General features: G+C 70.4%; 12 protein-coding genes. 8 read left to right on the top strand and 4 right to left on the bottom strand.

What is annotated here, in order from left to right:
* Window positions 1-1212: 1212 nt before the first annotated feature.
* Window positions 1213-1590: a hypothetical protein gene (locus tag ACFY3J_RS34800; RefSeq protein WP_390842498.1), complete on the bottom strand. Its 378-nt coding sequence runs from the start codon at window positions 1588-1590 to the stop codon at window positions 1213-1215.
* A gap of 720 nt (window positions 1591-2310) precedes the next feature.
* Here ACFY3J_RS34800 and ACFY3J_RS34795 point away from each other — a divergent pair.
* The 7 genes from ACFY3J_RS34795 (at window position 2311) to ACFY3J_RS34765 (ending at window position 8768) form a co-directional block, all read left to right on the top strand.
* A complete protein-coding gene (locus ACFY3J_RS34795) occupies window positions 2311-2727 on the top strand; it encodes an Imm10 family immunity protein (RefSeq protein WP_225077063.1) in 417 nt (138 codons plus the stop codon).
* A gap of 384 nt (window positions 2728-3111) precedes the next feature.
* A complete protein-coding gene (locus ACFY3J_RS34790) occupies window positions 3112-3663 on the top strand; it encodes a YcxB family protein (protein WP_384185602.1) in 552 nt (183 codons plus the stop codon).
* A 236-nt stretch (window positions 3664-3899) separates the two neighbouring features.
* Entirely contained in the window at window positions 3900-4115 is a 216-nt protein-coding gene (locus tag ACFY3J_RS34785) for a hypothetical protein (protein WP_384185605.1), read from the top strand.
* A gap of 101 nt (window positions 4116-4216) precedes the next feature.
* Window positions 4217-5101, top strand: coding sequence for a DUF2797 domain-containing protein (locus ACFY3J_RS34780; protein ID WP_384185607.1), 885 nt, complete (start codon window positions 4217-4219; stop codon window positions 5099-5101).
* Between the two features lie 166 nt (window positions 5102-5267).
* Window positions 5268-6005 carry a response regulator transcription factor gene (locus tag ACFY3J_RS34775; RefSeq protein WP_384185609.1) on the top strand — a complete coding sequence of 246 codons (738 nt, stop codon included), beginning with the start codon at window positions 5268-5270 and terminating at the stop codon, window positions 6003-6005.
* Between the two features lie 291 nt (window positions 6006-6296).
* Complete coding sequence (locus ACFY3J_RS34770) at window positions 6297-7787, top strand: MFS transporter (protein ID WP_384185612.1); 1491 nt, start codon at window positions 6297-6299, stop codon at window positions 7785-7787.
* 216 nt (window positions 7788-8003) lie between these two features.
* Entirely contained in the window at window positions 8004-8768 is a 765-nt protein-coding gene (locus tag ACFY3J_RS34765) for a TetR/AcrR family transcriptional regulator (protein WP_384185615.1), read from the top strand.
* Here ACFY3J_RS34765 and ACFY3J_RS34760 read toward each other — a convergent pair whose 3' ends face one another.
* Together ACFY3J_RS34760 and ACFY3J_RS34755 are read right to left on the bottom strand one after the other, a co-directional pair.
* Window positions 8769-9242 (bottom strand): PPOX class F420-dependent oxidoreductase, encoded by a 474-nt coding sequence (locus tag ACFY3J_RS34760; RefSeq protein WP_384185617.1) that lies wholly within the window; start codon window positions 9240-9242, stop codon window positions 8769-8771.
* 77 nt (window positions 9243-9319) lie between these two features.
* Window positions 9320-9670, bottom strand: coding sequence for an STAS domain-containing protein (locus ACFY3J_RS34755; RefSeq protein ID WP_384185620.1), 351 nt, complete (start codon window positions 9668-9670; stop codon window positions 9320-9322).
* Window positions 9671-9892: 222 nt separating this feature from the next.
* Here ACFY3J_RS34755 and ACFY3J_RS34750 point away from each other — a divergent pair, with 222 nt between their 5' ends.
* Window positions 9893-10621, top strand: coding sequence for a GAF and ANTAR domain-containing protein (locus tag ACFY3J_RS34750; RefSeq protein WP_390842500.1), 729 nt, complete (start codon window positions 9893-9895; stop codon window positions 10619-10621).
* 283 nt (window positions 10622-10904) lie between these two features.
* On the opposite strand, the gene ACFY3J_RS34745 is transcribed toward ACFY3J_RS34750, so the two are convergent.
* The gene (locus ACFY3J_RS34745; RefSeq protein ID WP_384185623.1) at window positions 10905-11726 is read right to left on the bottom strand and encodes a YceI family protein; all 822 of its coding nucleotides are present in this window, start codon (window positions 11724-11726) and stop codon (window positions 10905-10907) included.
* Window positions 11727-11798 lie beyond the last annotated feature (72 nt).

Here is an 11798-nt window from a genome sequence, read left to right as displayed (position 1 = left end):
GCCCTCCCTGCACGCGGATCAGATGCGCACAGCCAAGCCGAGGCAAGCGGTGTCAAGCATCAGGTGAAGCCACAACGTCAAGCATCAACCGAGACCAGACAAGCCCCTGCACGCCTGAGCTGTTACAGATTTCTCTACCTCATCAAGCCCGCGCACGGCGCGGGAGCGCGCCGCCTTATCGGCGGGGCCGCCGCCCTGTCTTCGCCAGCGGCGGCCCCGCCCGGCGGCGCGCTGCGTGCAGCGGGTAGAGCAGAGAAAACCCTCTGTGGCTGGGGCGGTCGGCTCCACGGCTTTAGGCAGCCACTTTGGGGCGAGCCTCTAAGATCATGGCCCCAACGTCGTGCTTTAACGGGCAGGTCCACAGACTGCCCGACTCGCCGGAAGCTTACGGGGCCATGATCACTCGCCCCAAAGCAGCTCCCGCCCAAAGCCGTTCCGCCAACCGCGATCACACGTGGCGGATCACTTGAAGCAGCGACGCACGTAGCGTCCGCCAGCCACACCGCACCCGGCACCCACGGTCGCGAAGACCAGTGTCCGGAATGCTGCTCCTGCTGTGGAATTTCCATCCCGCTGTACGTACTCCCCGAGGAGCGTTCGTGTCACGGGTATGGAGTTGCCGGCCTGGCTCTGGGATGGCACGTCTGCATGCTCATCGAGCTCACCTGTCTCCGAGCGGAAGACGCCCAGGCAGACCCGCTTCGGCGTACCCCTCGAGCCAGATCTCGTCTCACACCGATCGATCTGCAGTGTGCCGGTTGCCGCGCCTGTGCCCAGAGCGGCGGCCCAGTCGAGCGCGCCCCATGCCACAGAACCGCCCAGCATGAAGAGGGCGCAGAGGAACCAGCCACCGGCGTACAGGACGAGGCGACGCCGTGGCGGATCAGGTCGTGCAGCGCTCAATTCCACGTGATCCCCTCCCCGAGATCCCCACAGCGAGCCGTCCGAGGCGAATCACGGCCGAGACATGACAGCTGCCGCCCTGATCTTCGCAGGTCGAGGCCGTACACCGGAACGACTGTGCGTAACCGGCTCGGGCCGTCACTGGGCCGTCCGAGGCGAACCGGCGTTGACAGATGATGACAGCTAGTCCCGGCATCCACGCAGGTCACGGGCTCAGTTGCAGTGAGCCGCCGCACGCCAGAGTGTTGGGTCATCACTTCCAGAAGAACTGACAGAAGATCTGTCAAGACATCTCAGGGGGCTACGAAGTCAAGCTGGTGGTGTTGTGCCCGCGTTATTGGGGTCAGCCTGCGCGTCATGATGGCGTCCGCTGGCGCGGTCGACCAGGGCGAAGACGGTCAGGGCGACCGTCGAGGCGGTCCCCACGGCCAGGGCATCCGCCACGTACCGGCTCAGGCCTGGCCGCAGGATGTCCACGAGCCCGAACAACACGACAAACGCCGTGAGGCACGCCGCGACAGCCGCCCGCCAGCAGCGGTGATACGCAAAGAACCACTGGGCCAGGCCCATGCCGATCAGGGGTGCAGGGGACAGATGCGGCTCATCGAGGGCGGCGAGCACCCCGTATCCCAGTCCGCTGACCGCCCAGCAGGCGGCGCTCACGAGTGCCGCCTCGCTCCAGGACACGGGCCGCTTCACTTGTGCCGTCCAACGACAACACCACTGGCCCGACGGGGCGCCCGCCGCTGGGACACACCTGCCGCGGTCACCGATCCGATCAGCTGCGGCGGCCGGTCCGGCCGGAGCACAGCCAGCCCGCCCAACCACGCACAGCCCAGTCCCACGATCGTCATGAACACTCCCCCGGCTGTGTCCCACGCATCGGTCTGGATTCCGAGCATCCGCGCCACACTCTTCTCACGTCACGCGGCCCCCAACGCCAAGGTCCGCCCCGGGCAGCATGATGACAGTCCGGGCGCGACGCCTCATCTGCAGGGCGCGGCAGATGGCGGGAGCAACTGCCTTCCGGCATCCGGCAATGTGTGCGGCTCGGACTACGGTCACGCAGGCGCATGGCGGAGCGGTGCGAAAGCGCGTTGTTCGTCGAATGGCTGCCGTGTCTGGATTAGGGGAGTCGGTCGGCTGACATCAACGGCTGACACCAACAGGTGCGGACAGCGCCGACCAACGCCGAATGGCAACGGACGATCAGCCAAGGACACCGGCCGGTTGGCCGACGATGCCGACTCCCCATGATCGACCTGATAAGGATGAGGCCAGATCTCAAAGCCGGCATCCGGCACGGGCGGCGTCCTCGCTGGTGGACGGCGCCCATCGGCTTGACTCGGCCATTGACTCCGCCGCCCTCACGTTATCGTCCGTTGCAGGCCCTGGTAGAACACGCGTGTGACCTACAGATTCACTGCGAATATCGCCTACGGGTGGCACGAGCCAGGGCCAGACATCTATGCCCTGACTGCCGGAGTTGCCGAGTCAGAAGACGGAGAGAGCTTCGCGCTTGAGTTCCAGAGCTCCTTCGGGGAACCCGAGGCACAGGACATCCGTAACGGCTCCGACTCGTACTGCGTTGTCACCCCCGACCAGAACACCGCGTACGGATGTGTGCGCACGGTGGAGCTGGAAGGGGACATCCTTCGGGTCACGTTCGACCCCGATTCCCTGGAAGCCCTGTTCCTGGACGACCCGGTAGTCGAGGCAGTCCTACATGCACCGGCCGCGGACATAGCTCGCATGAGGGAGGCACTCACGCGCATCCTCACCTACGGCCGGCCGGACGCGCTCCCGATCGTAATCGGGGTCTAGTAGGACTGGGCGGACTACGAGCGTCGACTGCAGCGTGAGGCTCATGCCCAGAACGCGGCGGCGAAGCAAGCTGTACAGCAAGGAAGTACAGCAACCGCATCAACCAGCCTCGACCAGTAGCGCCTCCGAGGGGCCATGAAGCGGCCTGTATGACCGTCACCGACCGATCCACATAGAGCTACGGATCAGAAGGTTGCAGGTTCGAATCCTGCCGAGTGCACAAGAGATCAGAGGCCCTGTGGAGTGATCCACGGGGCCTCCGGCTTATGTCCTGACGGCAGCCTTTGACGGCAACCGCGGTTGGGAGTGGATCAGGGGTGTCCGGTGGATCTTGGCACGGCGGGCCCTGATCTGTTCGACACCCCCTGGCTAGGATCCCTGCTCATGGACACCAGGGGCGGGGATCCCCCACATCAGGACACGGACCGCGGTACGGCCGTGGAGTTCGTCTACCGGCCGACGGCCGCGGATTTCGAGGAGGCGCTCCGAGCACGAGCCCGTCGGTCACCCGCGGGCCGGGCGCAGGCGCTCATGGCGCCGCTGATGGCGGCAATCGGCGTGGTCGTCTTCTCGGTCCTCGGCGATGTCCCGCTGCCCGTGTGGATCATCTCGCTGGTGCTCTGCATGGCAATCGCGTCCTGGGGCACTGTACGAGGTCTGCGCACCATGGCCCGCCGGATGTTCAGCATGGTGGAGTCGTACGGGCAGTGCCGTACGGTGGCCGACGACCGCGGTGCGGCCACCACCGGCGAGCGGGCGTCCTTCAGCATGGATTGGACGGTGTTCCGGGAGTATCTGGAGACGCCCGGACTCTTCGTGCTGTTGGGCGGTGACCGCGCGGCCGGGGTCGCGCTCCTGCCCAAGCGGGGAGTTCAGGACCCTGCGGACGTTGACCGAATCCGAGCGATTCTGGACCGGAACCTGAAGCGGCTTTAGACGACTGGCGGGACTCCGGCCGGGCCGTCATCACCGTCCGGATCGTCGCCGTCATCCTTCAGGGACCATGTTTCCGTCGGTCGTAGTTCAAGGGTCGTCCTCTCCGACTCGACAACAGGAAGCCAGCCGGCTGTCCAGGCTGAGGGGTGGTCCGGTCTCTGTGCGGGGGCAACGGTGGGCGTTCGCACGCCGTTTCAGGGGTACGCCCGTCGGCTGGGCGTAGGGGGGAGCAGGCGGTGTCGCAGGGGCGGGAGCGGTCCTTTTTCGACAGCAACGGCTGGACGGTGATGCGGCTCGTCGCGGCTGTGTGGGGAGCCGCCAGTAGCAGCAGTGCGGCGTGGGTGCGTGTGGTGTGGCTGGTGATCGGTGCTGGGACCGCCTGGGAGCTGGTGCTGGATCTGGTCAGGCGGCGTCGGCAGCGCGGGGCGGGGGTCGCCGACGTCCGTGACTGATCGTTCCCCGACCGTGGAACCCCGCGCCCGGACCCGACCGGGCGGCCGAGCGCGCTCGGCCCCGGAGGCGTTGTCAGTGGAGGCCCGTACTCTCGCAAGGGATGACGCGGGTGTGGAAGTGCTCGGGGCTGCGGTGGTCGGCGGACGGTCCCGTGCTGGTGTGGGACGGCGGCCGGTCGAGCGCGCTGCCGCGGGGGAAACGGGTGGCCTTCGAGGTCGCGGAAGGGGGAGTGCGGACATGCGTGGGAGCGCGGGGGCACGTGTGTCCCGTCCGGGCGGCGGTGCCGGGGCGGAGCGCGGGGGCGCGGTGCGAGGAGTGCGCGCGGCTGGAGCGGGCGCACTCCGTGGCGGCGGACACGATCGCCGACGACCCGCGGCTCTACCACGTATATCTGGCGTGGTTCGGGCCCGGCATGGTCAAGGCCGGGATCACGGCCGTGGAGCGGGGCTCCGCGCGGCTGCTTGAGCAGGGGGCCGTCTGCTTCAGCTGGCTGGGCGCGGGTCCGCTCATGGCGGCGCGCCGCACCGAGGAGTTGCTGCGCGCCGCGCTCGGGGTCCCGGACCGGATTCCGTACGCCGAGAAGCGCGCCGTACGGTCCGCGCTTCCCGTGACCGAGGAAGAGCGGGTCGCCGAGATCGAAGCGATGCACGCGCGGGCGAGCGCGCTCGGCGGCTGGCCCGAGACGCTGGAGCGGGAGCCGTTCCGGCCTGTCGATCACGCCGGGATCTTCGGGCTGGCCGGTCTGCCGACCGCCGTGGGCGAGGTGACCGAGCTTGTCGCGGGCGGGGTGGTGAGCGGTGAGCTGGTCGCGGCCGCCGGGCCCGATCTGCACCTGGCGGCCGGTGGCGGAGTCGTCGTGCTGGACACGCGGCTGATGGCCGGCTGGGGGCTGCGGCCTGCCCAGAGCGTGGGATTCACCGTGCCGGTAAGGGAGTTGCGGAACCGGGCGGCTGTACAGGACGGGCTGCAGGACGGGCTGTTCTGAAGCGTGCCGGCCGCCGGGGAAGTCCCTGGCGGCCGGGGACTTCCCGGGCCGACGCAGCCGAGTCACGTGCCTCCCAGGCGTTTCCTGAGAACCGCCTGTGGGTTTCTCAGGGAAATCACAGACACGTGAAAGTCTGCTCTCAGAGGCTCCCTGAAGGGTGTCCCCCATGACCACGACCTCGCCCCAGGGGCACACCGAACTGCTGAGGCCGGACGGGAGCCCCGTCCGGGTGCTTGTGGTGGACGACGAGCCGTCGATCACCGATCTGCTGTCCATGGCCCTGCGCTACGAGGGCTGGCAGATCCGCAGCGCGCAGGACGGGCACGGCGCCGCCCGGGCCGCGCGCGAGTTCCGGCCCGATGCCGTCGTCCTGGCCATGACGCTGCCCGACATGGACGGGCTCACCGTCCTGGGCCGGCTGCGCCGCGAACTGCCCGGGGTGCCCGTCCTCTTCCTGACCGCCAAGGACGCCGCGGAGGACCGTGTCGCCGGGCTGACCGCCGGCGGGGACGACTGCGTCACCAAGCCGTTCGGGGTGGAGGAGGTCGTGGCGCGGCTGCGCGGGCTGATCCGGCGCTCGGGTGCCGCCGCCCGGCGTTCCGACTCCGTACTGGTGGTCGGCGACCTCTGCCTGGACGAGGACAGTCACGAGGTGTCGCGGGGAGGGGAGGACATCCACCTCACCGCCACTGAGTTCGAGCTGTTGCGCTTCCTGATGCGCAACCCGCGCCGTGTGCTCAGCAAGGCCCAGATACTGGACCGCGTCTGGTCGTACGACTTCGGCGGGCAGGCCAACGTCGTCGAGCTGTACATCTCCTACCTGCGGCGGAAGATCGACGCCGGCCGTGAACCGATGATCCACACCCGGCGCGGGGCCGGTTACCTGATCAAGCCCGCGGCGTGAGGCGACACTCTCCGCGCCGCTGACGTCCGGCCTTCGCCGCACGCCGCACGCCGCACGCCGCACGCCGCACGCCGCACGCCGCACGCCGCACGCCGCACACCGCACGCCGCACGCCGCACGCCGCACACCGCACACCGCACACCGCACGCCGACAGCCGCACGCCGTCGGCGTCTGGCTGCCGCCGCATACGTCGCTGCCGCTGATCGTCGGCGCACGCCGCCGCTGACCCCCGATCGTCGCCGCACGCGCTGCTCGTACGCCGCACAGACAAGCCCTATACGGTGTATAGCATGTCGACGACCTCGCCGGAGCAGACCTCCTCCCAGGCGGCCCAGGGCCACCCCCAGCGCTGGCTGATCCTCGGCGTCATCTGCCTCGCCCAGCTCACCGTGCTGCTGGACAACACCGTTCTGAACGTCGCGATCCCGTCCCTCACCCGTGAGCTGCGCGCGGCCACCTCCGACATCCAGTGGATGATCAACGCGTACTCGCTCGTGCAGTCCGGGCTGCTGCTGACCGCGGGCAGCGCCGCCGACCGGTACGGCCGCAAGAAGATGCTGGTGGCGGGGCTGGTCCTGTTCGGCATCGGTTCGCTGGCCGCCGCCCTCGCCGACTCCACCGGACAGTTGATCGCCGCCCGCGCGGGCATGGGCGTCGGCGGGGCGCTGCTGCTGACCACCACGCTCGCCGTGGCGATGCAGATCTTCGCCCCGGCCGAGCATCCCAAGGCCATCGGCATCTGGAGCGCGGTCAACGCCCTCGGCTTCGCGATCGGCCCGCTGATCGGCGGCTTCATGCTGAACCACTTCTGGTGGGGCGCGATCTTCCTGATCAACCTGCCGGTCGCCGTACTGGGCCTGATCGCGGTTCTCGCTCTCGTCCCGGAGTCCAAGAACCCCCGAGGGGACCGGCCCGACCTGCTCGGCGCGCTGCTGTCCACGATCGGCATGACCTCGCTGGTGTACGCGATCATCTCGGGCCCCGCGCACGGCTGGACGTCGACACGGGTGCTGGTCACGGCGACGGTGGCGGTGGTGGTGCTGGCCCTCTTCGCGTTCTACGAGAGCCGGATCCCGTACCCCATGCTCGACATGCACTTCTTCCGCGACCGCCGCTTCACGGGCGCGGTCGCCGGGGCGGTGCTGATCACCTTCGGCATGGGCGGCGCGCTCTTCCTGCTCACCCAGCACCTTCAGTTCGTCCTCGGCTACGGCCCCCTGGAGGCCGGTCTGCGCACCGCGCCGCTCGCTCTGTCGGTGGTGGCGCTGAACTTCACCGGACTCGCGGCCCGGTGGACGACGCGGCTGGGCACCCCGGTGGCGATCGGGCTGGGCATGGTGCTGATGTCCGGCGGGCTGGTGTCGATCGCCACGCTCGCCTCCGGCGGGTACGGCGGCACACTCCTTGGCCTGCTGCTCATCGGCGCGGGCTGCGCGATCGCCAACCCGGCCATGGCCCACGCCATCATGAGCGCGATCCCGCCGGCCAAGGCGGGCGTCGGGGCGGGCATCAACGGCACGCTTGCGGAGTTCGGCAACGGACTGGGAGTGGCCGTCCTGGGGGCGGTGCTCAACTCCCGGTTCGCGGCGGTGTCCCTGCCGGTGGCCCTGGCCGCGGCGGGGTCGGCCGCCGAGAAGAAGCAGGTGACCGGCGCGTTCTCCGCCGGGCTGGAGACCAGTCAGCTGGTGGGGGCGGTGGCCGTGCTCCTCGGTGGCCTGCTGGCCGCCGCGTTGCTCCGCAGGGCTGAGCGGGCAGACTCGGGGATGGTGGTGGCCCACTAGTGCCGCACCGGAAAGGTCGGCCGGGAAGCTGAAGGGCGTCGCGAGCCGGTGAACCCTTTCCGGTCAGAGCACCAGTTCGGGCGGCACCGCCGCCGCGCGGCTGCGCGTTCGTCGTGGCCGGTCGCGCGTCGCGGCGGAGCGCCTGCCGGGCACCGCCCCGCGCGCCTCCGGGCGCCCGGCACGACCGGTGGTTCAGGAGTTCGAGGAAGGTGCGCCATGGTGAAGGCAGCCCAGGGGGCCAAGGGCGCGGCGCGGACCAGCGTCTGGCTGGAGGGCAAGGCGCGCCGCGGCGGGCGCGGCGGGCAGCCGTCCGGTCTTGACCGGGAGCGGATCACCGAGGTCACGGTGCGACTGCTGGACGCGGAGGGCCTCGCGAAGTTCTCCATGCGCCGGCTCGCCGCCGAGCTGAACGTGACGGCGATGTCCGTGTACTGGTACGTCGACACCAAGGACGACCTGCTCGAACTCGCCCTCGACGCCGCCTTCGGCGAGCTGCGGCTGCCCGGACCGGACGAGGAGACGGACTGGCGCGACCAGTTGCGCCGGCTCGCCACCGAGTACCGGGCGCTGCTGGTGCGCCATCCCTGGCTGTCGCCGCTCGCCGGGACGTTCCTCAACATCGGCCCGAACTCGCTCGCCTTCTCGGGCACGGTGCAGCGGGTCATCCGCCGTACCGGGCTGCCCGAGCAGCGGCTGGCCGGGGCGATCTCCGCCGTCTTCCAGTTCGTGTACGGCTACGGCACGATCGAGGGCCACTTCGTGGCCCGCTGCGCCGAGGCGGGCATGGCCCCGGACGACTACTTCCGGCACGCGATGCGCGCGGCCACCCGGGCCCCGGACGCCACCGAGGTGCTCCGGGAGTCCGCGAGCCTCATGGCGGCCCGCGGCGGCGACACGGTCGAGGAGATGCTGGACCGCGACTTCGCCTTCGCCCTGGACCTGCTGGTCGCCGGTATCGAGGCGATGGTCGCCCGCGGCTGACTACTCGTCGCGCGGTGCCGGCCGCGCCGGGAACCCGCCGGTCGCCACCGGCCCCCAGCGCCGCGGAGTGATCCGGATGATCGACTTGCCCTGCCTGACCATGGCCTCCCGGTACTCGTCCCAGTCCGGGTGCTCGCCCGCGATGTTGCGGTAGTACTCCACCAGGGGCTCCACGGATTCCGGTGCGTCGAGGACCTCGGCGGTGCCGTCGATCTGGACCCACGGTCCGTTCCACTCGTCGCTCAGCACGACGACGCTGACCCGTGCGTCCTTCTTGGCGTTGCGGGTCTTGGCCCGCTCCGGGTAGGTGGAGACCACGATCCGCCCGGAGTCGTCGACTCCACAGGTCAGCGGTGAGGCCTGCGGGCTGCCGTCGGCCCGCCGGGTCAGCAGCAGGGCGCGGTGGCGGGGCCGTACGAAGTCCAGCAGCTCATCCAGCGAGACGCGGGTGTTGGTCGCGATGTCGGGTGCCATACGCGCAGCCTAGGTGCCGGCCGGGCCCCAAGGCCCTTCGTCGGCCGAGCCCGTCGCGTGTCCTGCGCCCGGCTCGCTCAGGCGAGGGCCCCGCTCAGGTCGTCGTGCACGGGTACGTCGCGGCGGACCCCGGTGACCTCCAGGACGCGGTACGGGACACCGTCCGGCCTCGCCACCACCCGGAGCAGCACTCCAGGGGGCAGTCCGTGCCGTACGTCCTCGACGAGGCGGGCGCCCTGGGAGTCCATGAAGCGGGTGTGGGTGAGGTCCAGGACCAGCACGTCCAGCCGGTCGGAGCGGGCCGCGGCGAAGGCCAGGACGCCGGCGCGCAGGGCCGGGGCGTTGGACAGGTCGATCTCCGGGGGCAGGACGAGCAGGAAGCGGCCGGGGTGGTCGCGCACCCGGCAGGGGCTCGGGAAGTGGGTCACCGCACTCACCTGGTAGAAGGCAGAGGTCCATCCGGTCTCGAAAGGCCGCTTCCTGACCCGTCCGGCTCCATTGCACCATTCCCGCGCGCCGGTTCAGGGGCCGGGGCCGACCGTCAACCAGGCGGAACCTGCTGGGAAGGACGAGATAAAGTTCTGTTCGTCCTGTGCTCGCAGTCGGGAATGTGCTGCGGAGCTCTCCTGCGCATGGCCGTATGGCCGTGCATGCCGAAGAGGTTCGTGGTGCCTGCGTCCGACTTTTCTGAATTGCCCCGTTTTCCGGGGGATCTTGAGCTGGCCGAAGCGCTGACGACGGTGGCCCGGCAACTGCACGACACGGTCACCCCGCACAGCACCATGCGAGCCGCCGTAGGGCTCGCCGTGCGCCTGCTGCCGGGCGCCGAGCACGCGGGCATCTCGGTGCTGGAGCGCGGCAGCGGCCGCCGCACGGTCGCCTGGACCGACGAGCTCGTGCGCACCGCCGAGGGATCCGGCGACGGTGACGGGGGCGGCCCGTCACCGTACTGGGATCACCTGTGGCATGCGCCCGTCGTGCACCTGACGGACAGTGAGGCCGAGGACGGCGGCGCGTCGCTGGCCGGCCTGGGGCTGCGCTCGGCGCTCGCGCTGCGGCTGCGCGCCGACAAGCGGCGGCTGACCGTGCTCACCGTCTACGCCCGCGAGCCGGACGTCTTCGACGACGCGGCGACGCGCGTCGGACGGCTGTTCACCGCACACGTCAGCCTCGCCCTGGACTCGGTCACCGTGCGCGAGCAGCTCACCGAGGCGATGCGCACCAGGGACCTCATCGGCCAGGCCACCGGCATCCTCATGGAGCGGCTGAACATCGACGCGGCGGAGGCCTTCGACAGCCTGGTGCGCGCCTCGCAGCGGGAGAACGTCAAGCTGCGCGACCTCGCCCGCCGGATCGTCGATGCGAACAACGCCACGTGAGCGACGGGTAGTTGATCGGCGCCCGGGGGACACCAGCGCCGAGGCAGGCAACGTTTGCCCGTGGAGGAGCGGCGTCCGGTGCGTGCCGGGCGCCGCGACGGGGCGAACGTCGTCCGCCGGGGCACTGGCAACCGCATGAGCGCCGAGGGGGCCCCTGACCCGCTGGAGCAGGCGATCGCGCGCAGCGGCGGTCCGCGATCCGGCCACGGACCTGGTCTTCCGCGTCACGGACCCGGGCCGCCCCCGTCCGGCGGCCGGTGGGGCGGGCCGCGGGTCCGGTGGACTATGCCGAGGGGAGCACGGTGCCCTGGACCGCCTGGATGTCCAGCTCGACCCTCAGGGTGGTGCCGATGGCCGCGATACCGGCCTGGAGGACCTGGTTGTAGTTCATGGCGAAGTCCTCGCGGCGCAGCTCGGTCGTCGCGCGGAAAGCGGCGCGGGTGCCGCCCCAGGGGTCGGCGCCGGTGCCGAGGTAGGCCAGGTCGAGATCGACCGGGCGGACCACACCGCGCATGCCCAGCTCGCCGTGGACGGTCCAGCGGTCGGGGCCGGCGGCGGTCACGCCGGTGGAACGGTAGGTGATCCGCGGGTGCCGCTCCACGTCCAGGAAGTCCGGGGACTTCAGATGGCCGTCGCGCATGCCGTTGCCGGTGTCGATGGAGTCGGCGCGGATGACCGCCTCCACACGGGACTTGGTGACGTCGTCGGGAGCGATCTCGACGGTGCCGGCGAAGTCCGTGAACCGGCCGTGCACGCTGGAGATCCCCAGGTGCTGGGCGACCGCGGCGACCGAGGAGTGCGCCGGGTCGATGGTCCACGGCCCCGGCGGGGGCAGCTCGGCGCCGCCCTGCCGGGCCAGTGTGACCGTGCCGACCTCGGCCCGGCCGCTCGCGGTGACGATCGCGCTGGAGGCGGCGGGCGCGTACCCGACCGCCGTGACGATCACCGTGTACGCACCCGGTCCCAGCACCGTCGTGTCCCGTACGGTGCCCTCCGTGTCGGCTTCGGCCCGCAGCACCTGCGTGCCCGTCATGTCGGTCATCGTGACGACCGCGTGCGACACGGCCCATCCGTCCCGGGTGCGGATCCTCGCCGTCAGTCCCATCCCGTTTTCTCCCTGCGCAGCCTTGCAAAATGGTCGGAAAGCGACCGGCCCGCGGCACGGCGCGGCTCCCCT

The organism is Streptomyces sp. NPDC001231 (genome assembly GCF_042896885.1).
Classification (GTDB): domain Bacteria; phylum Actinomycetota; class Actinomycetes; order Streptomycetales; family Streptomycetaceae; genus Streptomyces.
This window is presented reverse-complemented; position numbering and strand designations above follow the sequence as displayed.

What these genes read in the sequence shown, in the direction of transcription:
- ACFY3J_RS34790 (WP_384185602.1), top strand. Translation starts at nt 3,112, where the DNA reads ATGGACACCAGGGGCGGGGATCCCCCACATCAGGACACGGACCGCGGT.
- ACFY3J_RS34780 (WP_384185607.1), top strand. Translation starts at nt 4,217, where the DNA reads ATGACGCGGGTGTGGAAGTGCTCGGGGCTGCGGTGGTCGGCGGACGGT.
- ACFY3J_RS34775 (WP_384185609.1), top strand. Translation starts at nt 5,268, where the DNA reads ATGACCACGACCTCGCCCCAGGGGCACACCGAACTGCTGAGGCCGGAC.
- ACFY3J_RS34770 (WP_384185612.1), top strand. Translation starts at nt 6,297, where the DNA reads ATGTCGACGACCTCGCCGGAGCAGACCTCCTCCCAGGCGGCCCAGGGC.
- ACFY3J_RS34765 (WP_384185615.1), top strand. Translation starts at nt 8,004, where the DNA reads ATGGTGAAGGCAGCCCAGGGGGCCAAGGGCGCGGCGCGGACCAGCGTC.
- ACFY3J_RS34760 (WP_384185617.1), bottom strand. Translation starts at nt 9,242, where the DNA reads ATGGCACCCGACATCGCGACCAACACCCGCGTCTCGCTGGATGAGCTG.
- ACFY3J_RS34750 (WP_390842500.1), top strand. Translation starts at nt 9,893, where the DNA reads ATGCCGAAGAGGTTCGTGGTGCCTGCGTCCGACTTTTCTGAATTGCCC.
- ACFY3J_RS34745 (WP_384185623.1), bottom strand. Translation starts at nt 11,726, where the DNA reads ATGGGACTGACGGCGAGGATCCGCACCCGGGACGGATGGGCCGTGTCG.